The 23296-nt window shown below is 62.3% G+C and carries 18 protein-coding genes; 5 read left to right on the top strand and 13 right to left on the bottom strand.

Annotation, left to right across the window (positions count from 1 at the left end):
• Window positions 1–69: 69 nt before the first annotated feature.
• The 6 genes from CLV45_RS20715 to prmC all read right to left on the bottom strand — a co-directional run bounded on the left by CLV45_RS20715 (window position 70) and on the right by prmC (window position 6394).
• Window positions 70–1077: an SDR family oxidoreductase gene (locus CLV45_RS20715; protein WP_100338397.1), complete on the bottom strand. Its 1008-nt coding sequence runs from the start codon at window positions 1075–1077 to the stop codon at window positions 70–72.
• Window positions 1078–1183: 106 nt separating this feature from the next.
• Window positions 1184–2236, bottom strand: a complete 1053-nt coding sequence (rfbB, locus tag CLV45_RS20710) for a dTDP-glucose 4,6-dehydratase (RefSeq protein ID WP_100338396.1) — start codon at window positions 2234–2236, stop codon at window positions 1184–1186.
• Window positions 2237–2356: 120 nt separating this feature from the next.
• Entirely contained in the window at window positions 2357–3382 is a 1026-nt protein-coding gene (gene galE / locus CLV45_RS20705; RefSeq protein WP_100338395.1) for a UDP-glucose 4-epimerase GalE, read from the bottom strand.
• Window positions 3383–3484: 102 nt separating this feature from the next.
• Window positions 3485–4783 carry a nucleotide sugar dehydrogenase gene (locus CLV45_RS20700; protein ID WP_100338394.1) on the bottom strand — a complete coding sequence of 433 codons (1299 nt, stop codon included), beginning with the start codon at window positions 4781–4783 and terminating at the stop codon, window positions 3485–3487.
• Window positions 4784–4799: 16 nt separating this feature from the next.
• On the bottom strand, window positions 4800–5390 hold the full coding sequence (locus CLV45_RS20695; RefSeq protein WP_100338393.1) for an acyltransferase: 591 nt from the start codon (window positions 5388–5390) through the stop codon (window positions 4800–4802).
• Window positions 5391–5530: 140 nt separating this feature from the next.
• On the bottom strand, window positions 5531–6394 hold the full coding sequence (gene prmC, locus CLV45_RS20690; RefSeq protein ID WP_100338392.1) for a peptide chain release factor N(5)-glutamine methyltransferase: 864 nt from the start codon (window positions 6392–6394) through the stop codon (window positions 5531–5533).
• Window positions 6395–6485: 91 nt separating this feature from the next.
• On the opposite strand from prmC, the gene ribD reads away from it, so the two are divergent.
• Window positions 6486–7520, top strand: a complete 1035-nt coding sequence (gene ribD / locus CLV45_RS20685; RefSeq protein WP_100338391.1) for a bifunctional diaminohydroxyphosphoribosylaminopyrimidine deaminase/5-amino-6-(5-phosphoribosylamino)uracil reductase RibD — start codon at window positions 6486–6488, stop codon at window positions 7518–7520.
• 144 nt (window positions 7521–7664) lie between these two features.
• On the top strand, window positions 7665–8147 hold the full coding sequence (locus tag CLV45_RS20680) for a GAF domain-containing protein (protein ID WP_100338390.1): 483 nt from the start codon (window positions 7665–7667) through the stop codon (window positions 8145–8147).
• A 156-nt stretch (window positions 8148–8303) separates the two neighbouring features.
• Here the strand turns inward: CLV45_RS20680 and CLV45_RS20675 are convergent, their stop codons facing one another.
• From CLV45_RS20675 to CLV45_RS20660, 4 genes are all read right to left on the bottom strand, one after another.
• Window positions 8304–8990: a phosphatidylserine decarboxylase family protein gene (locus CLV45_RS20675; protein ID WP_100338389.1), complete on the bottom strand. Its 687-nt coding sequence runs from the start codon at window positions 8988–8990 to the stop codon at window positions 8304–8306.
• Window positions 8991–9273: 283 nt separating this feature from the next.
• Complete coding sequence (locus CLV45_RS20670) at window positions 9274–10560, bottom strand: Glu/Leu/Phe/Val family dehydrogenase (protein ID WP_100338388.1); 1287 nt, start codon at window positions 10558–10560, stop codon at window positions 9274–9276.
• Between the two features lie 605 nt (window positions 10561–11165).
• Entirely contained in the window at window positions 11166–12152 is a 987-nt protein-coding gene (locus CLV45_RS20665; protein ID WP_100338387.1) for a phosphatidate cytidylyltransferase, read from the bottom strand.
• Window positions 12153–12203: 51 nt separating this feature from the next.
• Window positions 12204–13259 carry a CPBP family intramembrane glutamic endopeptidase gene (locus CLV45_RS20660; RefSeq protein ID WP_157807687.1) on the bottom strand — a complete coding sequence of 352 codons (1056 nt, stop codon included), beginning with the start codon at window positions 13257–13259 and terminating at the stop codon, window positions 12204–12206.
• A gap of 70 nt (window positions 13260–13329) precedes the next feature.
• Between CLV45_RS20660 and dusB the strand changes: the two genes are divergently transcribed.
• From dusB to CLV45_RS20645, 3 genes are all read left to right on the top strand, one after another.
• The gene (gene dusB, locus CLV45_RS20655) at window positions 13330–14319 is read left to right on the top strand and encodes a tRNA dihydrouridine synthase DusB (protein WP_100338771.1); all 990 of its coding nucleotides are present in this window, start codon (window positions 13330–13332) and stop codon (window positions 14317–14319) included.
• Window positions 14320–14375: 56 nt separating this feature from the next.
• Window positions 14376–15512 carry a hypothetical protein gene (locus CLV45_RS20650; protein WP_100338385.1) on the top strand — a complete coding sequence of 379 codons (1137 nt, stop codon included), beginning with the start codon at window positions 14376–14378 and terminating at the stop codon, window positions 15510–15512.
• Window positions 15513–15580: 68 nt separating this feature from the next.
• Window positions 15581–16546, top strand: a complete 966-nt coding sequence (locus CLV45_RS20645; protein WP_100338384.1) for a DMT family transporter — start codon at window positions 15581–15583, stop codon at window positions 16544–16546.
• 29 nt (window positions 16547–16575) lie between these two features.
• Here the strand turns inward: CLV45_RS20645 and CLV45_RS20640 are convergent, their stop codons facing one another.
• From CLV45_RS20640 to CLV45_RS20630, 3 genes are all read right to left on the bottom strand, one after another.
• Entirely contained in the window at window positions 16576–17568 is a 993-nt protein-coding gene (locus CLV45_RS20640; protein WP_100338383.1) for a lipid A deacylase LpxR family protein, read from the bottom strand.
• A 24-nt stretch (window positions 17569–17592) separates the two neighbouring features.
• The gene (locus CLV45_RS20635) at window positions 17593–18225 is read right to left on the bottom strand and encodes a hypothetical protein (protein ID WP_157807686.1); all 633 of its coding nucleotides are present in this window, start codon (window positions 18223–18225) and stop codon (window positions 17593–17595) included.
• Window positions 18226–18376: 151 nt separating this feature from the next.
• Window positions 18377–23173: a DUF3320 domain-containing protein gene (locus CLV45_RS20630; RefSeq protein ID WP_100338381.1), complete on the bottom strand. Its 4797-nt coding sequence runs from the start codon at window positions 23171–23173 to the stop codon at window positions 18377–18379.
• Window positions 23174–23296 lie beyond the last annotated feature (123 nt).

Below are 23296 nucleotides of genomic sequence, written 5' to 3'. Positions count from 1 at the left end.
CGGTGAAATGGTGATTGAGTGACTTAGTGAGAGTTCGAACCGCAGGAGCGTTTGGGCGAACGAAGCTACTTAATTGCGCTCGGCAATAAATGCTTGATTTTCCTTAAACCAAGCCAGGGTTTTCTGCAGGCCTTCCCGGATGCGGATCTGGGGGTCGTAGCCGAGCAGGTTGTTGGCCTTGCTGATGTCGGCCAGGGAGTCGCGGATGTCGCCGGCGCGGTCGGGGCCGTACTCGGGCGTAATGTCGGAGCCGGCTTCCTCTTTCAGAATGTTGAACAGGTCGTTGAGCGAGGTACGGTCGGCCACGGCCACGTTGTACACCTGGTTGACGGCCTCGGGGTTGGGGGCCAGTGCGGCTTTGATGTTGGCCTGCACGCAGTTTTCCACGAAGGTAAAGTCGCGGGTCTGTCCCCCGTCACCGTTCATGCGCGGGGGCTTGCCCTGCAGTACGGCGTCGATAAAGAGCGGAATAACGGCCGCGTAAGCGCCATTCGGGTCCTGGCGAGGTCCGAAGATGTTAAAGTAGCGCAGCCCGATGATTTCCATGCCGTAGGTTTTGCCAAACACGTCGGCGTACAGCTCATTGGCGTACTTGGTCACGGCGTAGGGCGACAGGGGCTTGCCAATCCGGTCTTCCACCTTGGGCAGGGCCTTATGGTCGCCGTAGGTCGAGGACGATGCCGCGTACACGAAACGCTTCACCTGGGCTTCCTTGGCACCCACGAGCATGTTCACGAAGCCGCCCACGTTCACGTCGTTGGAGGTAATCGGGTCGTTGATGGAGCGGGGCACCGAGCCCAGGGCCGCCTGGTGCAACACCACGTCCACGCCCACGCAGGCGTCGATGCAGGTTTGCCGGTCCCGGATGTCGCCTTCAATGACTTCCAGGGCGGGGTTGCCGGCAAAGAGGTTGAGGTTCTTGCGGAAGCCGTTGGAGAAGTTGTCCAGCACGCGCACTTTCTTGGCGCCGTACTTTAGCAGGTATTCAACCAGATTGGAGCCGATAAAGCCGGCTCCGCCCGTCACCAGAAATGTCAGGTTGTCGAGCGGCTGGTCGTGAAAAGGAGTTTCGTACACGATACTAATGTGTTGGAATGTGAGGAATGAGAGAAATGTGAAGAATTACATGCTTGCTAGTGTGGCAGCATTGCCCACATTACTCACATTCTCCACATTATTCACATTACCTATTGTACTGCTGCTGGTAGTATTGCTGGTAGGCGCCGCTGGTTACGTGCTCCAGCCACTCGGTGTTTTCCAGGTACCAGTCCACGGTTTGGGCCAGGCCCTGCTCGAAGGTCACGGAAGGCTTCCAGCCCAGCTCGTTCATGATTTTGCTGGAGTCGATGGCGTAGCGCAGGTCGTGGCCGGCGCGGTCGGTTACGTAGGTGATGAGCTTGCGCGAAGTGCCTTTTTCGCGGCCGGTTTTCTCGTCGAGCACGTCGCAGAGCAGGTTGATGAGCTCAATGTTCTGCCACTCATTCACACCGCCAATGTTGTAGGTCTCGCCCACTTTGCCCTTGTGGAACACGGCATCAATGGCCGTGGCGTGGTCTTTCACGAACAGCCAGTCGCGCACGTTTTCGCCTTTGCCGTACACCGGCACGGGCTGCCCGTGCTGAATCCGGTGAATGGCCAGCGGAATGAGCTTCTCGGGGAAGTGGTTAGGGCCGTAGTTGTTCGAGCAGTTGCTGAGCTTCACCGGCATGTGGTAGGTGTGGTACCAGGCCCGCACGAAGTGGTCGGAAGCGGCTTTCGAAGCCGAGTACGGCGAGCGGGGGTCGTAGGGCGTATCCTCGGTGAACATCTCTGGGCCCATTTCCAGGGAGCCGTACACCTCGTCGGTGCTGACGTGGTAGAAGGTTTTGCCTTCGTAGCCCGAGGCTTTCCACAGGTTCTTGGCCGCGTTCAGCAGGTGCACCGTGCCCAGCACGTTGGTTTTCACAAACGCCAGCGGATCGGTGATGCTGCGGTCCACGTGCGACTCAGCCGCGAGGTGAATCACCGCGTCGGGCTCTTCGGTGGCGAAAAGCTGGTCCACGAAAGCCTGGTCGGTAATGTCGCCCTTCACCAAGCGGTAGTTGGGCTCATTCTCAATATCGCGCAGGTTTTCCAGGTTGCCGGCGTAGGTCAGTGCATCCAGGTTCAGAATCTGATACTCGGGATACTTCGTGACAAACAGGCGCACCACGTGCGACCCAATGAAGCCGGCCCCGCCGGTGATGATGATTTTCATGATCGGTGAAATTGTGAAGTTGTGAGGTAGTGAAATGGTGAGATAGTGAAATGGTAAGTTTTATGTTCTAGCCGCGCAGATGGCGCATACCGAACGACAACTCACCAGCTCACCAGTTCACTATTTCGCCAAAGACTGTTGCCACTTCCAGGAGCTGGCCAGGGCCTCGTCCAGGGTGGCAGTGGTTTGGAAGCCCAGTTCCTGGGTAGCTTTGGTTACGTCGGCGTAGATGGCGGGCACGTCGCCTACGCGGGGCGGGCCGATGACGTAGTTCAGCTTCTGGCCCGTGGCCCGCTCAAAGGCTTGGACTACTTCCAGCACACTGTTGCCGCGGCCGGTGCCTACGTTGAAGGTTTCTACGGCCTCGCCTTTGGCATCGAGCAAGCGCTGCACGGCCACCACGTGGGCTTTGGCCAGGTCTACCACGTGCACGTAGTCGCGGATGTTGGTACCGTCGGGTGTGTCGTAAGTATCGCCGTAAATCGTCAGCTTCTCCCGGATGCCGGCCGCCGTTTGGGTGATGAAGGGCACCAGGTTGTTGGGCACGCCCAGGGGCAGCTCCCCGATGCGGGCCGAGGCGTGGGCGCCAATCGGGTTGAAGTAGCGCAGCAGAATGGTGCGGATAGCGCCGTTTGACACCGAGGCTACGTCGTTGAGGATGTCCTCGCAGATTTTCTTGGTATTGCCGTAGGGCGAAGTAGCCGGTTTGGTGGGCGTCTGCTCGGTGACGGGCAGCTGGTCGGGCACGCCATACACGGTGCAGGAGGAGGAGAAAACCAGGTTGCTCACTCCATAGTCGGGCATTACCTTGAGCAGGGTGATGAGCGAGCCGACGTTGTTCTGGTAATATTTCAACGGCTGCTGCACCGATTCGCCCACGGCTTTGTAGGCCGCGAAGTGAATAATGCCCCGAATGTCGGCCTCCTGGTCGAAGACGCCGCGCAGGGCTGCCTCGTCGCCGCAGTCGATGTTGTAGCAGGGAACCGCTTGGCCCAGAATGTCCTTGATGCCGTCGAGCACCGACTCCTGGGAGTTGCTGAAATTATCAATAATAATGGGCTGGTAGCCCGCTTCAAACAGCTCTACTACCGCGTGGGAGCCAATGTAGCCCGCCCCGCCCGTCACGACGATCTTCGTTCTTTCCATCTTCAAGGTGGTGAAATGGTGAGATGGTGAACTGGTGAGTTTGCTGTTCTGATGGAGCCGCCAGGACGACAACTCACCAGTTCACCATCTCACCAGTTCACATTACAGGCTCCAGTACTGGATGTTGCTCATCTTGCCGCGGTACAGGCCCTTGATGTCGACCAGCACGGGGTTTTCGGACGTAATCGACTGGAAATACGCTTCGTCGTGGGCCAGGTAGGGCTTGTGGCTCACGGCCACAATTACCGCGTCGTAGTCCTTACGGATTTCACTTTCGGGCGTCAGGCGGAAGCCGTACTCGTGGTGCAGCTCGTCGGAGTCGGCGTGCGGGTCCACGATGTCCACGTTGACGGAGAAGTTCTTGAGCTCCTGGATTACGTCGGCCACCTTAGAGTTGCGGATGTCTTCCACGTTTTCCTTGAAGGTGGCGCCCATCACCAGCACCCGGCTCTTGGCCACGTCCTTGCCCTGCTTAATCATCATCTGCACCGTTTTGCGGGCGATGTAAGCTCCCATGTTGTCGTTGGTGGTCCGGCCGCTCAGAATAACTTTCGCGTCGTAGCCCAGCTCTTTGGCCTTGTAGGTCAGGTAGTACGGGTCCACGCCGATGCAGTGGCCGCCCACCAGACCGGGCGAGAACTTGAGGAAGTTCCACTTGGTCCCGGCCGCTTCCAGCACCTCGTAGGTGTTGATGCTCATGCGGTCAAAAATCATCGACAGCTCGTTCATCAACGCAATGTTGACGTCGCGCTGGGTGTTTTCGATGATCTTGGCGGCTTCGGCTACTTTGATGCTGCTGGCCCGGTGCACACCGGCCGTAATCACCAGCTCATAGACCTTGGCAATGATGTCGAGGGATTCTGCGTCGCAGCCGCTCACCACTTTCACGATGCGGGCCAGCGTGTGCTCTTTGTCGCCGGGGTTGATACGCTCGGGCGAGTAACCCACTTTGAAGTCGCCGTTGGCAAAGCTTAGGCCCGAGAGTTTCTCCATCACCGGAATGCAGTCCTCTTCGGTGCAGCCGGGGTACACGGTGCTTTCGAACACCACGTAGTCGCCCTTCTTGAGCACTTTGCCCACGCTGCTCGAAGCGCCCAGCAGGGGCTTCAGATCGGGCATGGCGTGCTCGTCGATGGGCGTGGGCACGGCCACGATAAAGAACGTAGCCTCCCGCAGCACCTCCAGCGAATCGGTGAACGTAATGTCGCAGCCTTCGAAGTCCTTGGCTTCCAGCTCGCCGCTGGGGTCAATGTTGTTGCGCATCAAGTCCACGCGGGCCGCGTTGATGTCGAAGCCGATAACGCTGAGCTTGCGGGCAAATTCGAGGGCGATGGGCAGGCCCACGTAGCCGAGGCCGATGACGGCCAGTTTGGTCTGTTTCTGGAGGAGTTGCTCGTACACGTTGCGAAATTCAGAGTTAGCGGATGCTAATACGGGAAACCTGATGATTGGTAAGCAAATATTCTTCGCCGCTTTCGGGGCAGGTAGCCTGGCCGGCGGCGTCGAACTGCAGGCGGTGACCAAAGGCGCTCATCCAGCCGTGCTGCCGGGCGGGGTTGCCATACACTAAGGCGTAAGGCTTTACGTCCTTAGTCACGACGGAGCCGGCGCCTACAAAGGCGTACTCACCCAGCCGCACGCCGCACACAATGGTGCTGTTGGCCCCGATGCTCACGCCTTTTTCCAGCACCGTGGGCTGGTACTGGTCGCGGCGCACGACGGCGCTGCGCGGGTTGCGCACGTTGGTGAACACCACGGAAGGGCCCAGAAACACGTCGTCGGCGCACTCTACGCCGGTGTAGAGGCTCACGTTGTTCTGCACCTTCACGTTGCGGCCCAGCTTCACGCCGTCGGCCACCATGACGTTCTGGCCAATGCTGCACTTTTCGCCCAGCTCGCAGCCCGGCATCAGGTGGGCAAAGTGCCAGATGCGGCACCCGTCGCCAATGCGGCAGCCTTCGTCGAGGACGGCGGTAGGGTGCGCAAAGTAAGCGGGAGCATCAGTCACAGGGGTGCAGCTTGGGGGAAGGTCGGCAGTTTTTGAGCCCGCAAAGGTAGGGTTTTTCGAAGGTTTGTCGGTTAAGCGTCAGAGAAGTTTAGGCGCCCCGTCGTTGCACGCGGTTTGGGAATGAGAACTTTACCTGGTTCTTACCCCGCCCAGGTAGCCCGCACCAGCCGGTCTTTGCCGAAAATATCCTGGCGCGGCTCAACCGTAGTGTAGCCCTGGCTTTGCAGCAGCGCCACCAGCTCAGCGGCATACTGCTCATTGATTTCAAAATACAAGCCGCCGCCGGGCTGCAGCCAGCGCCGGCCCAGCTCCCCAATGCGGCGGTAAAACAGCAGCGGGTCGTGGTCGGGCACAAACAGGGCGGTGGCCGGCTCGAAGTCCAGCACGTTGCGCCGCATCAGGGGCCGCTCATTTTCCAGCACGTAGGGCGGGTTACTAACCAGCACGGCCACCGAGCCGGCGACAATTTCGGCGGGTTCCTGAGTCAGGATATCGGCCTGCACAAACTCCACCGGGCTCTGGTAGCGGGCGGCATTGCGGCGGGCCACGGCCAGGGCAGCTTCCGATATGTCCACGCCCACCGCGCGCTTTGGCCGCAGCGCCTGCTGCAACGCCAGCGGAATACAGCCGCTGCCGGTACCGATGTCGACGATAGTTAAATCAGCCGTTGCTTGCTGCTCGGCTACAATTAAAGCCACCAGCTCCTCGGTTTCGGGTCGGGGAATGAGCGTGGCGGGCGTGACTTCCAGCTCCAGCCCGGCAAAGTAGGCCACGCCCAGCACGTACTGCACCGGCTCGTGCCGGAGCAGCCGGGCCTGAATTGGCGGCACTTGGGCCATTACCTCGGCCGGCACTTCTTCGGCGGCCCGCATCCGGCGCTGCAAGGGCGAGAGGTGCAGCAGATGGTCGACCACCAGACCCGCCATGCTGTCGGCTTCCGGGGCCGGATAAATGGCAAGCAGGGCGGCGGCAAGCTCAGTGGTCAGCTGGCGAATGGTGGGCATAGAAAACGGGGTTCGGGGAAGCGCAACCAGTACGGCGGCTCGGCGGCAACTGCGTACCTTCGGCCACTGCAAAGCTACGCTCTAACCCACCATGACCGACTTTGACACTGTAATGATGCGCCGCGCCCTGGACCTGGCCCGCCTGGGTACCGGCTACGCCCGGCCCAACCCGCTGGTTGGCTGCGTAATCACCCACGAAGGCCGCATCATCGGGGAAGGCTGGCACCGGCAGTACGGCGGCCCCCACGCCGAGGTCAATGCCGTGGCCGCCGTAGCCGACCAACGCCTGCTGGCCCACAGCCGCGTTTACGTCACGCTGGAGCCCTGCTCCCACTTCGGCAAAACCCCGCCCTGCGCCGATTTGCTTATTGCCAAGGGCGTAAAGGAAGTGGTGGTCTGCAACCTGGACCCCAACCCGTTGGTGGCCGGCCGGGGCCTGGAAAAGCTGCGCGCCGCCGGGATTCACGTTGAAACCGGGCTGCTGGAAGCCGAAGGCCGCTGGCTGAACCGCCGCTTTTTCACCTTTCAGGAAAAGAAGCGGCCCTACGTGGTGCTCAAGTGGGCCGAAACCGCCGACGGCTATTTGGCCGGTCCTTACTTTCAGCCCGTGCGCATCAGCGGGCCACTGGCCCAGGCCGCCGTGCACCAGTGGCGCACCGAGGAGCAGGCCATTCTGATTGGCACCCGCACGGCCTTGCACGACAACCCCCGCCTCAACGCCCGCGAATGGCCGGGCCAAAACCCGATTCGGGTCGTTATCGACAAAAACCTGAGCCTGCCGCCCACCCACCACTTGTTCGACGGCCAGCAACCCACGCTGGTGTACACCTACCGGGAGCGGGCCACCAAAGACAACCTGGGCTACATCACGCTCTCGGAAGCCGACGACCTGTTTCCCCAGCTCTTTGCCAACCTCTACCAGCGCAACGTGCAGTCGGTGCTGGTGGAAGGCGGCCCCACCGTGCTCAGCTCCCTGCTGCGCGACGGGCTGTGGGACGAAATGCGGATTCTGCGCAGCCGTAACAAGCTCGGCGGCGGTATTGCCGCCCCCAAGCACGGCCTTTCAGGCCTGCACGAGCAGTTCCCGCTCGGCGAAGACGACGTTTTTGTGTACTACAACCGGTGAGATGGTGAACTTGTGAAATGGTGAGTTGTCGTTTTAGCGGCGCAGGACCGCGCTACTTAAGCAGATTGAACAAAACTCACCATTTCTCTATTTCACCATCTCACTGCAACTCACCATTTCACCACTTCACAATTTCACCATTGCATGGCTGAAGAACTCATCCTCGATACTACGCTTACCAAAGCCGAAAAATACCGCCAGCTGCTGCCCCAGATTGAAGCCCTGACTACCGGGGAGCCGGATTTGGTGGCTAATCTAGCCAATACTGCCGCCGCCCTACGCCAGGCCTTCGGCTTTTTCTGGGTCGGCTTTTACCTAGTCAAAAACGACGAACTGGTGCTGGGTCCGTTCCAGGGCCCCATTGCCTGCACCCGTATTCGCAAAGGCAAAGGCGTGTGCGGCAGCAGCTGGGCCCAGGCCCAAACCCTGCTCGTACCCGACGTGGAGCAGTTTCCCGGCCACATTGCCTGCAGCTCCGAGTCCAAGTCCGAAATTGTGGTGCCCATCCTCAAAGACGGGCAGGTAGTGGCCGTGCTCGACGTGGACAGTGACCAGCTCAACGACTTTGACCAGGACGACCAAGCCGCTCTGGAGCAGCTCATGGAGCAGGCGGCCAGCTGGTTTTAGACAGGCAGTAGCGCGAACTGTGTAGTTCGCGGGCCTGAACGATTCTAACGGCGCGGGCCACGCGAACTACACAGTTCGCGCTACTACCCAACCAAATAAAAAGGCCCGCAACACGATGTTGCGGGCCTTTTTATTTGACCATAAAAGCGAAAATTCCTAGCTGCCGAACAGCGTGCCCTGGTTGGTTTTGAGTTGGGCAATGACGGTCTGGCCGCCTTTCACCTTTTCGCCGATCTGCACCTTTACTTCGGTGTCGAGGGGCACGAAGAGGTCGACGCGGGAGCCAAACTTGATAAAGCCGAACTCTTCGCCCTGGCTTACTTCGTCGCCTTCATTGACGTACCACACGATGCGGCGGGCCATGGCCCCGGCAATCTGGCGGAACAACACCATCGGGCCGGCTTCCGACTGCACCACGACCGTCGTCCGCTCGTTTTTGGTGCTGCTCTTGGGGTGCCAGGCCACCAGGTAGTTGCCGGGGTGGTACTTGAAGTAGCGCACGATGCCCGAAATCGGGTTGCGGGTGATGTGCACGTTGATCGGCGACATGAAGATGCTGATCTGCTTGCGCATGTCGTCGAAGTACTCGGGCTCGTGCACGTCTTCGATTACCACCACTTTGCCGTCGGCGGGCGCAATGAGCAGGTCTTCGTGGGTGAGCAGGTTGCGGAAGGGGCTCCGGAAAAACTGCAGCAGCAGCAGGAAGGCAATGACGGAGGCGCCGGCAAAGATGCGGTTGAAGGTAACGGCGCGGGCGTTGAACTGGAACAGCAGCAGGTTGAGGGCCAACAGGGCCAGCAACGTGAAGAAAAGTATGCGTCGTCCTTCTTTGTGAATCTTCATAAATCGCAGATTGCGCTGATTAGGAATTGATTTTCGCTGATTCAGGCGCTTGTTCAGAAACCGAGACTGGCGGAAAACTATTCCCCAGCTTAATCCTTACGTGTTAAACTACACAAAGATAGCCCGAGCCTCCCGGCCCGGGCTATCCGAAAGCAAATATAGCCGCTTTGCGGCAGTGAAATGGTGAGTTTGTGAAATGGTGAGTTTTCGTTCCAGAGGCGCGGTTTGCGCAGTTTGAACAAACTCACCATTTCACAAACTCACCATTTCACAAGTTCACCGCTTAGAAACCGCCGCGGAACTTGTAGGTCTGGGCGACTTTATCGATGGCTACCACGTAGGCGGCGATGCGCATCGGCACGTTGTATTTCTGGCTCGTGGCGTACACTTTCTCGAAGGCGTCGGTCATGATGCGCTCGGCGCGCTCGATGACCATGTCTTCGCTCCACTTGTAGCCGAGGCGGTTTTGCACCCACTCGAAGTAGGAAACCGTGACGCCGCCGGAGTTGGCCAGGATGTCGGGCACCACCATGATGCCCTTCTCGTTGATGATGGGGTCGGCGGAGGCGGAGGTGGGGCCGTTGGCGCCTTCCACGATGAGCTTGGCCTTGATGTCGTGGGCGTTGTGCTCGGTAATAACGTCTTCCACGGCGGCGGGCACCAGCACGTCCACGTCGGCGAGCAGGAGCTCATCGGCGTTCATGAGGGTAGCGCCGGTGTAGCCTTCGAGGCGGCCGTTGTGCACGTTTTTATAGGCAATGGCCTCGTCGATGTTGATGCCGTTGTCGTTCCAGTAGGCGCCGCTGATGTCGGACACCCCCTTGATTTTCACGCCTTTCTCGGCCAGCAGCTTGGCGGCCCAGGAGCCTACGTTGCCAAAGCCCTGCACCACGGCCGACGACTCCTCGGGCTTCATGCCCAGCTTGCCCATGGCGGCCAGCGCCGATACCATTACCCCGCGGCCGGTGGCCTCGGTGCGGCCCAGCGAGCCACCCATTACCAGGGGCTTGCCGGTAACCACGGCAGGCGAAGTGGCGCCTACCGTCTTGCTGAATTCGTCCATCAGCCAGGCCATTTCGCGGGGGCCGGTGCCCATGTCGGGCGCCGGAATGTCGCGGTCGGGGCCGAAAACGTCCTTCATGGCCAGGGTGTAGCCGCGGGTCAGACGCTCGATTTCGCCCAGGCTCATCGTGGTCGGGTCGCAGATGATACCGCCTTTGGCACCGCCGTAGGGAATGTCAACCACGGCGCACTTCCACGTCATCCAGGCCGCCAGGGCCTTTACTTCGTCGATGTGCACGTTCATGTCGTAGCGGATACCGCCTTTCGAGGGGCCCAGGATGGTGTTGTGCACCACGCGGTAGCCTTCGAATACGCGCACCTTGCCGTTGTCCATCGTCACGGGGATGTTGACGATAACCTGCTTGTCGGGCGCTTTGAGGACGTTATACGTTGAATCGTCGAGCCCTAGGATCTCCGCCGCGATGTTGAAGCGCGACATCATTGATTCCAGGGGATTTTCACGGTCCATAATTGGAGCCGGCTCTTTGTACACCGTGGTGGCAGCCATACGGGAAGAGGTAAATGTGATGGGTGGGTAATAAAAAAAGGCGGGGCTCAGCGGTGGGAAGCCGGAACCGGACGCCGGAATTGAGGGCTCAAAGGTAGTAGTTTATGCCATACGCAGGAAAATGCGGCAGGGTGCAGCTTAGGCCCTGCCAGGCCCGCCGCCGCCGGGCCGGAGTGGCGCTGCCCGACCGGCATAATTCCAGAAATAAGGGCTTCGGAGCACTACCCAAACCACAGATTTCCGGATTTCTGCCGGTTGGGTAGCTACCCAAACCAGTTTTTGCAGGAATTATAGGCGTTGGGTAGTCCTGCAAACCTGTTTTTACCGGCGGAAAGGCATTTGTAGGGTCCTGCAAACCTGTTTTTACTCGCGGAAACTCGTTTGAGGAATCCTCAAACCTGTTTTGGAATGTCAAAACTCGTTTGAGGATTCCTCAAAGCAGGTTTGGAAAGTCAAAAGACCTTTGAGGCGTCCTCAAAGGTCTTTTGACATGCGGAAAGTCGTTTGAGGAGTGTAGAGACGAATACTTGCGTCTCAATCGTTGAACGAACGGAACCGCGCAAACCCAACAACTTCAGCAACGATTGAGACGCAAATATGCGTCTCTACGCCCCGAAGAGTAGCTGCAAGAGGGCCAGCACGGGCAGGATGAAGAGGAAGGCGTCGAACCGGTCGAGCAGGCCGCCGTGGCCGGGCATGATGGTGCCGGAGTCCTTGACGTCGACGCTGCGCTTGAGCATGGACTCGGCCAGGTCGCCGAGGGGGCCGAAGATGGCCACGGTGCCGGCCGCTACGAGGCGGTAGGCCAGGGTCATGTCGAGAAGCCAGAAGCCCAGGGCCCAGCCCATCACCAGCGTGAGCAGGAAGCCGCCGATGGCGCCTTCCCAGGTTTTGCCGGGCGAAATGCTGGGGGCCAGCTTGTGCTTGCCGAAGGTTTTGCCGGCGGCGTAGGCCCCGATATCGGAGCACCAGACCAGGAAGAGCAGGGCGAAGATGCGGCGGTAATCGTAGCCGTTGGGTCCATCTGCCACTACGTTCAGCAACGTCATGGGCAGGCTCACATATACTAACCCAAGCAAGGTGGTACCCACGTTCACGAATGGCTGCTCGACCTTCGGCCAGCGGCGCATTTCTATTCCCACCAGAACGATAGGTGTCAGCAGCAATACAGCCGGCAGCAGTTTTCTCAACCACAGCCCCGCGCCGTATAGCTCAGCATTCATCCGGCTTTGAAAGATGACCTCTCCACCAACTACATGCGGAACATCTCCCGTTGACGCCAAATAGGTGGTACCGAACACAATACAACTGGCCCCCAAGAAGAGCAATAAGCTCACGAGTAGCCCCAGCCATTTGGCGGGCTGGTAGCCTCCGGCCCGCATCATGCGGTAAAACTCCAGCAGCATCTTGGCCTGCACGGCGGCAAAGAATAAGGCAAACGACCAGGCGCTAAACCACACGCTGCCCAGCAGCAGCACGGCCCCGATGACGCCGAAGATGACGCGCTGGGCGAGGTTGGACATGGGCTTTTTACCGTCGGCAGGAGCAGCTTCGGGGGCGGTGGTAGCGGGCGAGGGTGAGGGCTCTGACAACGGAAAGCGAGAATTCGGGACGGGAGAAAAAACTGGGCGGGGCACGGGGGCTTACTTACCGTCGGCCTCGACGCCCTTACTGCCGAGGGTACGGGTTTCGGCGGGGGCAGTTTCGGCGGCTACCACGGCCACCCCGGCGGCACTGAGCGTGTGCATCTCGGTGGGCTCGTCGGGCTGCTGGCTGCGCTGGTGCAGGAAGTAGAGCACCGCCCCGGTGAAGAGCACCGAGAGCAGCACCAGGTACCAGGGCATGGTTTCGGTGGAGTCGGGGTTGAAATCGGGCGCGGTCCACTCCCGCTGCTGCAGGTAGAGCAGCACGAGCTGGAAGGCGTTCTGGGTGAAGTGGGCCGCCATGGGCACCAGGATATTGCCGCTCCACTCGTACAAATAGCCCAGAATCAGACCCAGCACGAAGCGCGGCACGAAGCCCAGGAACTGCATGTGAATGGCGCTGAAAATGGCAGCGGCCAGAAACACCCCCACGTGCCGCGACTTAAACCATTCCACCAGATTGCGCTGCAATACCCCCCGGAAAAACAGCTCCTCGCTGATGGCGGGCACTACGGCAATGACGACCAAGCCCACGAGCAGGCGCTGGGGCGAGTTGAAGCGGGTGAGGTAGGCGGTCAGATCTTTGAGCTCCTCTTCCTTGGCCCGGGCCCAGGTGCCGAAGTCGGTAAGCCAGGTGAAGCGCTGCAAAAAGCCGGGCACGTGCACGTTGGCATTCCACTCAATGAGGGAGGCCATAAAGGGCAGGCTGAGAATAATCAGGCCCATGGCGGCCACCACCCAGATGATGGGTACGGGCCGGCGGGGGGCAAAATACTCGCGCGCCGAGCGGCCCGTGAGCTTGACCAAGGCCAGGGCCGCGCCGGCCAGCATGATAAACAGCGTCAGGCCCTGGGTGAGCATCAGCAGGCCCCAGCCCTGGGGGTGGCTTTGCGGGTGCTGGGTCACGTTGCCAACTTCCAGCAGGCCCACGCCGAAGAACAGGTAGCTGCACACCACCGTCACGAAGCCGGCAATGCAGAGCGTGGCCAGCGCCAGGCCCACGAGCAGCAGCAGGTTGGCAAAAGGGTGCAAGCGGCTGGACACGAAACCTTTCATAGGGGGCAGGCGGTTACGGAAACTTGGAAGAGTCGTAAATTTGCGCAAATTCCTGTAATAGCCTTTCTCTGTGGTACACATCCGCGACCTTGCCCTGCCTGATTTCCCGTTGCTACTCGCCCCCATGGAGGACGTGTCGGACCCGCCGTTCCGGGCCGTGTGCAAAGCCAACGGCGCCGATTTGATGTATACCGAGTTTATTTCCTCGGAAGGCCTGATCCGGGACGCGGCCAAAAGCCGCAAGAAGCTCGACGTGTTCGACTACGAGCGGCCCATCGGCATCCAGCTCTTCGGCTCCGACGTGGACACGATGGGCGAGTGTGCCCGCATCAGCACCCTGGCCGGCCCCGATTTGATTGACATCAACTACGGCTGCCCCGTGAAGCAGGTGGCCTGCCGGGGCGCCGGCGCCGCTCTGCTGCGCGACATTCCGAAGATGGTGCAGATGACCTCGGCCGTCGTAAAAGCCACTCACCTGCCCGTGACGGTGAAAACCCGCCTGGGCTGGGACGAGAATACCCTGAACGTGGAGGAAGTGGCCGAGCGGCTTCAGGATATCGGCATCGAAGCCCTCACCGTGCACGGCCGCACCCGGGTGCAGATGTACAAGGGTGATGCCGACTGGCGCCTGATTGCCAAAATCAAGGAAAACCCCCGCATCAAGATTCCCATTTTTGGCAACGGCGACATCGACTCGCCCGAAAAAGCGCTGGAGTACAAAAACCGCTACGGCGTGGACGGTATCATGATTGGCCGGGCCAGCATCGGCTACCCCTGGATTTTCCGGGAAATCAAGCACTTCGTGGCCACCGGCGAAAAGCTGGCCCCGCCCACGGTGGAGGAGCGGGTGGCCATGTGCCGCATGCACTTCGAGAAGAGCATCGAGTGGAAGGGTGAGCGGTCCGGCATTCTGGAAATGCGCCGCCACTACGCCCAGTACTTCCGCGGCCTGGAAGGCGCCAAGCAGTGGCGTATGCGCCTGGTCGACACCTACTCGGTGGACGAGGTGCACGCTATTCTGGCCGAAATTTCGGCCGCCGAGCCGGTGCTGGTCGGGTAGATTCCTGGATTTCGTTCTTGTCCGTCTGGCTGGTGGAAGCACCGTTTCAAGGTTATATGCGCGCGTGTTTCTTCCTCACCCTTCTGCTGGTTGGCCTAACGGCGGCGGCCCAGCAACCCAGCTTCGAGGACTCGGCCGCGGTGCGGCGCGCCCACCTGCGGGCCGTGCGCGTAGTCTCCGACTACCACGACGAGGAGGACGGCCGGCGGGTGCGCTACCGGACCGTCAACCGGTTTGCGCGCTCGGGTACCCCCATCTACTCCGCCGACAGTCCGCGGCCCCAGGCCGAAGCCAATCAGTCTACGGTCTTGCCCCGCATAAAGGCCGTGAAGGATGCGCTGGGCCGCGTAATTGCCACGCGGTTTTATCAGGATGGCAAGTGGTACTACACCCACCACGCCGTGTGGAACGACCGGGGCCAGAAGCTTCGGGAATACGGCGAGGCACCGGCCGATTCTACCGATCCAGCCAGCTTTTACGCCACCAATTTCTACAGTTACGACGAGCAGGGCAACTTCACCGAGCAGGTAGATCCCAGGTGCGAAGGCTGCGACCGGTTCACCTTGGGCACCCGCTACCGGTACTGGTACAACGCGCAGCACCGACTGGTAGCCAAGCTGCGCTACGACGACTTGATAGTACCCGTCGAGCTGGACTCGATGTACTACGATGCCGCCGGCAACATGACGCGCCGGGCAAGCTACAACCTGCGCCGGGGCGGGAGTCATCTTCTCAGTCTGGACACCAGAGCTTTCGACGGGCAAAAGCGGCTGGTAGCGGATAATTCCCTTTGGCTAAGCGAGGTGCGGGAGCTTTCCCGCTACGATGGTGCAAACCGCTATACGCCGCGCACTGGCCCCGAACAGCCTAACATATACGGGCTGCGAATCATCCGAATCCGCTACCGCCCTGACGGGCAGCCGCGGCAGGAAACGCAGTACACCGCTACCCGCCTGCTCTACCTGGCCGCCGAAGCCAACCTGGCAGTGCAGTACCCGCCCGACAGTCTTTTCCGCCCGGCCCGCTACGCCTACCAAGTGCCGGATATAAAGAAAGAGCGCACCACCTACCGCTACAACGCACGTGGCTACCTCGCGCAGCGCACCGAGGCCAGCAACTCCCGACCCGACACTATTTTCCGGACGCCCGACGTGCAGAGCGCCACCCGCTGGCAGTACGACTACTACGACTAAAGCCGGGCCGCCCCGGCTGCCACTACTGGTTCGGCTATCTTTGCAGCCTTCCGCTTACTTCGCCCCGCATGCCTTCCACTACTTCTCCCGCCCCGGCCGTTACCGTTGCTCCCGAAACCACGCCGGTAGCCTCGCCCCCGCCCCACCGTACGCCGGCTTCGGCCTGGGTGCTGCTCTTCACGCTGGCTACTATCTGGGGCACGTCGTTTATTCTGATGAAAAAGGGGCTGGTGGTGTTTTCGGCCATGGAGCTGGGCGCCACCCGCGTCACGGTAGCGGCCCTGATTCTGCTGCCTTTCGCCGTGCGGCACCTGCCGCAGCTGGAGCGGGGCCGGGTCAAGTGGCTGGTGCTAAGCGGCGTGGTGGGCACCCTGGTGCCGGCGTTTCTGTTTGCCTACGCCGAAACCAAGCTGGCTTCGGGCCTGGCCGGCGTGCTCAACGCCCTGACGGCCGTGTTTACCTTGCTGGTCGGGGCGCTGTTTTTCGGGCAGAAGCTCACGCCGCTGCGGGTACTGGGCATCGTGCTGGGGCTGGTGGGCACGGTGGTGCTGATGCTGCTGGGCGGCAGCGGGGGCGCGGCCACGCCTACTGGGGAAGGCAACGCCTGGTACGGCCTCTACATCGTGCTGGCCACCATGGGCTACGGGGTGAGCGTGAACGTGATTAAGAACCGGCTGCACGGCATTCCGCCCCTGGCCGTGACGGGTCTGCTGCTGCTCTACATCGGCGGACCGGCAGTGGTGTACCTGCTCGTGGGCACCCAGTTTTTGTACAAGCTGCAGCACGTGCCCGGCGCCTGGACGGCCTTCGGCTACATTGCCCTGCTGGCCACGATGAGCACGGCCGTGGCCATGGTGCTCTTCAACAAGCTTATCCAGCAGTCGACGGCTTTGTTTGCGGCTTCCAACACGTACATCGTGCCCATTATGGCCCTGGCCTGGGGCTTTCTGGACGGGGAGGACTTCAACCTGTGGCACCTGCTGGGCATGGTGATTATCCTGGTCAGCGTGGCCATTATTCACCGGGCCAAGTAAAGACTTGACAACCGGCTAGGCTCACCAGTTTACAACGCCACGCCCAGCCCAAACTGCACCCAGGCGTGGTGGCGGCTGCCTTTGAACTCGGGCGTAATCCAGACGGCGGAAGTGCGCAGGCTCACGCCGCCGTAGGCGGCCACCACACTGGCCGTACCCTGGGCCACCACCCGTTTGATATCGGCAGCGGCCAGGGTGTAGGGGCTGGTGCGGTTGAACAGGCCACCCTGCATCGTGGCATTGTAGCCCACTACCCGGGCCTCTGCCTGCCCGGTGGCGTACAGCTGCAGCCGTTGCAGCCCCACCCGGTTGGCCCGTGAGGCCAGGCCCAGGTTCTGAAAGTAAGGATTCATTTTACCCACGCGCAGCAGCAGGCCGGCCCCGGCAAACGTGTTGAGCGTGCCCAGAGAGGCTTGCCCCTGCCCGATTAGCTCTACGGCGTTGCCCGCGGCCAGCAGCTGCTGTTCCAGTGCTGCTTCGTAGCCTAATACCAGGTCGTTGCGGATCTGGTAGTTCCAGCCCCGGGGCGTGGGCGCATCAATCAGCTCGTGGACTTTGGTCTGGAAGCCCTTGGCCCCGGCCGCCGGACCGATGAAGCCGATGTTGAGCCCCGAAGTCAGGCGGCGCTTCGCGGCGGGGTTGGTGGCGGTGCGGTAGAGCGTGGCGTAGATGTAGGATGCGTAGGGCCGGTCGCCGCGCCGGATGGTATCGTCCTGGATGCGCAGGGGCGTGAAGCCGTCGTAGAACAGCTTTACGCCGTAGTGCTGCACCTGCCCCGCGCGGGCGGGCAACAGGATTCGGTTGACCGGCGACTTGCGCAACACCGGCAGCACCACGTTCAGGGTCATGCCCTGGGTGAAGTAGTAATCGGTGCGGAAAAAGGCGTCGTTGGCGAAGGTGTAGAACAGCAGCCGGTCGGTGCTGACGCTGTCGGCGGCGGGAGACTGGGCCGCGGCAGGCAGGCCGAGCAGCAGCGGCAGAAACAGAAGCCCGGTATAAACAAAGTGAAAAACAGGCTTCATTGGAGTCAGGAAGAGGGCAGCGGCTTACTCGTAGGCGGGGGCCACGTAGCGGTAGGGCCAGTCGAGCCAGCGGCCGGCGTGGCCGGTACGGGTGGCGTGGGTGCGCAGGTAGGTCAGCAGGCGCCGTAGCTCGGTGGCATCATGTACGGGGTAGTCGTAGCTGCCGGTTTGCCAGAAGTCGGCCTCGGGCGGCAGAGTGGCCTGCAGCAGCCGGCGGCACTGCGCGGCGGTGCGCTGCTGGAGCAGTTCCAAGGCTTTGTAGAAGGAAACCCCGCTACCGGCCGGCAAGTGAAGCAGGGCATGAACGTGGTTGGGCAGCAGCACAAAAGCCACGACCAGAAACCCGAGCTCCTCGAGTAGTAGCAGCTCCGCAGCCACGATGTCGGCTATTTTCTCCTTTTCCAGAAATACCGGCCCCACCGTGGCAGCATCGAGCAGGGCGTCGAAACCCAGGAAAAAGAGTTTTTCGGCCCGGCGAAAGGCAGCCGGCAGCTCCGGGGCGGGTAGCAGCCGGGCCGCGTCCTGCGCCGTCTGCCGCTCCTGATACAGCGCCCGAAAAGCCCGCGTAGACACCGAGCCCGCCAACCGAAACGTAACAAACAGGGTTTCGCCCGCCGGTAAGTTTGAACCGGTGATAAGGCTAGCAACAGGGTTCATGGCCGATAACTATCTGATAACTATCATTTATCGAATCAAGGTAGCCGAAATAGTCAAGACCCGAGCGGCCGGGAATCAAAGCCTTGGCCCAACTTCCGCCAGCGCCCTGCTGCCGTATCGTTACGCGTTGGCCGGCATGCCGCCAGCCGCGCTAGCCGACGGGCTGCAGCACCCCGTTGGATTCCAGCACGGCCCCGGCTTCCAGCAGCTGCTGCACGGCCGCGTCGATGAGCTGGCGCATTTCCTCACCGGGGCGGGCAAAGCCTAGCAGCCGGGCCACGGGCAGCACCACGGCCGGCCGTTCCAGGGCAAAACTGTGCTGCACAATAGTTTGAACGGCCCGGGCCAGCTCTTCGGGCGCCACGAAGCCCGGCTTGCGCGACACGGCAGGCAGGGCGCTCCGGTCCCGCAGTGGCACGGTAGCCGCCGTCATCGTCGGGGTCCAGAGGAAGTCGCCTTCCAGCCGGATGTGGCGCAGATTCACGGCCAGCCGCACGGCCGCCGCCACGCTTTTGCGGATCCGGGCGCCGACCTGGGTGGCGCCGGTGGCCAGGGCAATGCGGCGCGTTACCTCATCCAGGTGAACCGGGCTTTCGATGGCCACAATCTGGGCCACCCAGCCGGCCAGGCGGGCCATGGGGTGCTGGTGCACTTCGAGTTGCCGGGCGGCGGCGGGCAGCTGGGTCAGCTGATACGGCTCGGCCAGGGGCGCGGGGCCGGCAGGAGCGTCTTCCCGGGTTATTCCCAACAGTGCTTCGATTTCGGCGGGTTCTTCCGCTTCTACTTCCTTTGAAGCAGTCCCACGACGGGCGTTTTCAATGGCCTGCACCGTCCGCTCGGTTTCGCCGGCCGGGTCCCGAAACCAGTCGGTGCTCCAAATGCGGTGCAGCTGCCAGCCCACGTTTTCGAGTACCTGCTGGCGCAGCCGGTCCCGGTCGCGCGCCGAGCGGGCCGCGTGGTACATGGCCCCGTCGCACTCGATACCCAGCACGTAGCGGCCGGGCTGGTCGGGGTCAACGATGGCCAGATCAATATAAAACCCCTGGGAGCCGACCTGGGGACGCACGGTGTAGCCCCGGGCCGTGAGGGCGCGGTACACGGCCTCCTCGAATGGCGACTCCGGGGCCCGGCCGCTTTCCTGGTTATGGTTGAGCACCCTGTGCTGGGCAAAGTTGAGAAAGGTCTTGAGCGCCGCTACGCCTTTGGCCGTGGTGCGAGTCAGGTCCAGGTCGTCGGCCGCGAGGTTGGTGAAGACTTCGCAACGTTGCTTGGCCCGGGTGATGAGCACGTTGAGGCGCCGCTCCCCACCCTCGCCGTTCAGGGGCCCGAAGCTCATGCTCAGGTAGCCTTCCCGGGTGCGGCCGTAGCCGAGGCTGATCAGAATCACGTCCCGCTCGTCGCCCTGCACGTTTTCGAGGTTCTTCACGAAGAAAGGCTCGTGGGCATGGCGGTTGAAAAAGTCTTCCGTCTCAGGCTGCTGGCGGCGCAGCTTTTCCAGGGCATCCTCAATGGCCTGACGCTGGACCTGGCTGAAGGCCACCACGCCCAGGGTGAGCGTGGGCGTGGTGCGGGCGTGGTGCAGCACGGCCTGGGCCACGGCGGCAGCTTCCAGCGGGTTGGTGCGGGTAGTACCCCGCTCATAGTGCGTATCGGGCAAATGATGGTAAACCAAGCCCAGCGGCCCCTGCCCGCCCGGACTGGGAAAGCTGACCAGCTTGTCGTCGTAAAACAGGTGATTGGACGGCGCAATCAACGATTCGTGCTGGCTGCGGTAGTGCCAGCGCAGCATCCGCTCGGGCATTTGCCGGGCTTTGCACAGCTCCAGAATGCTTTGGATGTCGGCCGTCACGTTTTCCTCGTCGGCCTCCTCCCCCGCCCCGGTCAGGGAATCGAAGAAGGAAGTGGGCGGCAGCTGCTTCGAGTCGCCGACCACCACCAGCTGCCGGCCGCGGGCAATGGCGCCCAGGGCATCGACGGGCTTCACCTGTGAGGCTTCGTCGAAGACGACCAGGTCGAATTCGGCGGCACCCGGGGGCAGGTAGCTGGCCACCGACAGCGGCGACATCATAAACACCGGCTTGATGGCCTGGATGGCACGGCCGGCCTGCTGCATGAGCTTGCGCAGGGGCAAGTGGCGGGTTTTCTTGGCAAACTCGTTGCGCAGCAGCAGCATCTGCCCGCTGGCCTGGGCGTTGGGCAACTGGCTGAAATGCTGCTGCATGGCCCGCACCCGGTTGTGATAGAGCGAGTCTTCGTCGGCCTCGCGGAAATGGGCGGCGGTTTGCTCGTGGCTAGCCCGCTCAAACTGCCGCAACGCCGGAAATTGACTGTAGGCCTGCTTCTGCAAAAACTCCAGCCAGGTCTGGCGCACGGCCGCGGCCAGGTGCTGGGCGGCCGGCTCCCAGGTTTCGGCCAGCGTCAGCAGCTCGGGCAGGTTGTCGGCTGTTACGGCCGCGGCCACGTTGTTCCATTCGGTGGTCAGGCGCAGGGCGGGCACGTCGGCGAGCCAAGCGCTGAGCGTGGCGTGCTGGGCGGCAAAAGGCTGAAACTCCAGCCGGCCCTCGGGACCAAAGCGGCGGGCTTCGTTGAGCTGCAAGGCCTGAGCCACGGCCTGCAGAGCCGCCCGGTGCTGAGCCAGAGCCGTTTCCAGCGCCGCTAGTGGAGCCGCAACCGTCGCCGGATTAGGGGCCTGGGCCAAATACTGCAGCAGCTCGGCGGGCAGTTGGCGCTGGGCAATGCGCTGGTGCGTCTGGGTCAGGTAGTCGGCGGCTTTGCGCAACGCGGGCCAGTCGGAGCGCAGATTTTGCCAGGCGGACCCAAACAACGGTTCCGCCCAGGAACCCGCCTCCTGCACCATTTGGGCGTGGCGGCGGGCTTCGTGAATGGCATCCAGCACGGGCAGCACGGCCACCGGCTCGGTGGGCAAGGGGCCGCGCCACAGGCTTTGCAGGCGCTTTTTGGCCTGCCGAAAGTCAGAGCTGAGGAAGTTCCACCATTTGTCGCCGTAGCTCAGCAGGGCGGCCCGCTCCACCAGCAGCTCCTGGTTCCAGGCCTCGGGCAGCAGGGCCGCGTCGTGCTGCTGGTGCAAGGCCGTATAGCGGGCCCCGGCCCCCAGCACTTCGTTGAGTTGCGTGGCACGCTGCACCCAGCTGGCGTCGGCCACGGCTACTCCGGGCAGCGGCGGGGCCAGCTGGGCGTGGCGGGCGGCGGGCAGCAGGGCTTCGGCCGCGGCGCGGGCGGCGGGAGCCGGCAGGCCCAGGCGCTGCGCCAGGGTTTGAGCCGCCGCCTGCAAATCGGCTACGGCCGCCGCGGCTTCCCGCAGCTGCCGCGTCAGGGCCTGCTGGTCGGCGGGCAGCAGGACGAACAGCTCACTCCCCCAGAAGAGCAGGTTTTTGGGTCGGCCAATCTTCTGCAAAACGGCCTGCACGCGTCGCGCCTGGGTTTCGGCCTGGGTAGCATCGGCATCGGTCCACTCGGGCAAGCGGGCAAAAGCCAGGCGGGGCAGCTCTACCGCCCCCGACTCTTCCCGCAGGCGCAGCAACTCGCCCACCACTTGCTGGGCGGTGCGGCGGCTACGGCCAATGGGGGCATTGACGGCCAGAGCGTAGTCGTTCAGAGCGGTGCGGTAGCGGGGCAGCTGGGCCATCTGGTCGGCCAGGTCGGGGGCGGCGGCCGGGCGGCCCAGGCTGAGCGTGTGGCGCAGCTCGTCGAGCAGAGCTTTCTTGTTGGCTTTGTGGCTGTGCAGCTCCAGGCAGGCCGCGCCCAGACCCAGGTTTTCGAGGCGGCGCTGCACCACTTCCAGGGCCGCCATTTTCTCGGCCACAAACAGCACCTTTTTGCCCGCCCCAATGGCCTCGGCCAGCAGGTTGGCAATGGTCTGGGACTTGCCCGTGCCGGGCGGACCCTGAATCACCAGGTTGCGGCCTTCCTGCACGGCCAGCAGCGCCAGCAGCTGCGAGGAGTCGGCATCCAGCACCTGGTGCAGCGCGTGGGCTTGGCTTTCGGTGTCCAGAAAAGCCGAGTCGTCGAGGGTGGGCGCGGCATCCTGGAAGCCGGTGTCGGGGCCGAGCAGGGCGGCAATGGCGGGGTGCTCCAGCAGGCCGCCCGCGGCGGGCCAGGTGCTGGGGTCCAGGTCGCGGTAGAGCAGGAACTTGCCGAAGGAAAAGAAGCCCAGGGCTATGGCGTCGGGCTGCACCTGCCAGCGCGGCACCCCGGCCACAGCCTGGGCTACGGCCGCGAAATACTCGGCTACGCGCAGCTCATCCTCGGCCTCGGGCAGGGGCAGACCCAGCCCGAAGCTGGTGCGCAGCTTGGCTTGCAAACTCAGGTTGCCCTCCACTTCGGCCCCGGTGTGGCGCAGCTTAAACCGCTCGGCGGCCGTGCCCCGCTCCAACAGTACCGGCACCAGCAGCAGCGGGGCCTGCCGCGCTTCCGGGCTGCTGTCGGCCTCGTACCACGTCAGTTGGCCCAACGCCAGATACAGAATATTAACGCCCTGTTCTTCCAGGCTGGTGCGGGCCGTGTAGTAGGTGTTGAGCAGGCGCTTTTCGAGCTTCTCCAGCGGCTCGGCGGTTTGCAGCTTATTATCGGTGAGCAGGCGCTGGCGCTCGGCTTCGGCTAGCGTCGGCGCTTGGTTGTCGGCAGTTTCTGCGGCTGGGGCCGTAGTGGCTGCGGCTGGTTCTTCCGGGGGCTCTACTTGTTCGGTTTGCCCTGGCTTGCCCGTTGTAGACTTTGCCTCGGGCGCGGCTAGAAAGTACATGGTTTTGCCCTGGCGCACCAGTCCTTCGTACACCGCCGCCGACTCTTCCTGCACCACTAGTACACCCCGGGCCGGGGAGGGCCGGAAGTTGAGCAGCGGGTTGCGCAGGCCCAGATCCAGCAGCTCTTCGCGGGAGGCGTGGAGGCGGGAAAGCAGGCTGGCCGGGGCGGGGAGGGGTTCAGTTGACATAAGCAGGTAAGCCGGAGAAAATACCGGGTGTAAGAGCAGAGCGCCCGGCGGGGTAAGCGGCGGGGCGGGCCGCCCAGCTGGGCCGCAACGAAGCTATTGGCCCGGGCACACAAATCCTACCCG

The organism is Hymenobacter chitinivorans DSM 11115 (assembly GCF_002797555.1).
Classification (GTDB): Bacteria; Bacteroidota; Bacteroidia; order Cytophagales; family Hymenobacteraceae; genus Hymenobacter; species Hymenobacter chitinivorans.
Note: the sequence above shows the minus strand (reverse complement) of the source record. Positions and strands in the feature narration are given on the sequence as shown.

Bases quoted from the DNA above. Each gene is read 5' to 3' on its own strand.
- rfbB (WP_100338396.1), bottom strand. From the start codon at position 2,236: ATGAAAATCATCATCACCGGCGGGGCCGGCTTCATTGGGTCGCACGTG.
- galE (WP_100338395.1), bottom strand. From the start codon at position 3,382: ATGGAAAGAACGAAGATCGTCGTGACGGGCGGGGCGGGCTACATTGGC.
- prmC (WP_100338392.1), bottom strand. From the start codon at position 6,394: ATGCCCACCATTCGCCAGCTGACCACTGAGCTTGCCGCCGCCCTGCTT.
- ribD (WP_100338391.1), top strand. From the start codon at position 6,486: ATGACCGACTTTGACACTGTAATGATGCGCCGCGCCCTGGACCTGGCC.
- CLV45_RS20680 (WP_100338390.1), top strand. From the start codon at position 7,665: ATGGCTGAAGAACTCATCCTCGATACTACGCTTACCAAAGCCGAAAAA.
- CLV45_RS20675 (WP_100338389.1), bottom strand. From the start codon at position 8,990: ATGAAGATTCACAAAGAAGGACGACGCATACTTTTCTTCACGTTGCTG.
- CLV45_RS20670 (WP_100338388.1), bottom strand. From the start codon at position 10,560: ATGGCTGCCACCACGGTGTACAAAGAGCCGGCTCCAATTATGGACCGT.
- CLV45_RS20660 (WP_157807687.1), bottom strand. From the start codon at position 13,259: ATGAAAGGTTTCGTGTCCAGCCGCTTGCACCCTTTTGCCAACCTGCTG.
- CLV45_RS20650 (WP_100338385.1), top strand. From the start codon at position 14,376: ATGCGCGCGTGTTTCTTCCTCACCCTTCTGCTGGTTGGCCTAACGGCG.
- CLV45_RS20645 (WP_100338384.1), top strand. From the start codon at position 15,581: ATGCCTTCCACTACTTCTCCCGCCCCGGCCGTTACCGTTGCTCCCGAA.
- CLV45_RS20640 (WP_100338383.1), bottom strand. From the start codon at position 17,568: ATGAAGCCTGTTTTTCACTTTGTTTATACCGGGCTTCTGTTTCTGCCG.
- CLV45_RS20635 (WP_157807686.1), bottom strand. From the start codon at position 18,225: ATGAACCCTGTTGCTAGCCTTATCACCGGTTCAAACTTACCGGCGGGC.
- CLV45_RS20630 (WP_100338381.1), bottom strand. From the start codon at position 23,173: ATGTCAACTGAACCCCTCCCCGCCCCGGCCAGCCTGCTTTCCCGCCTC.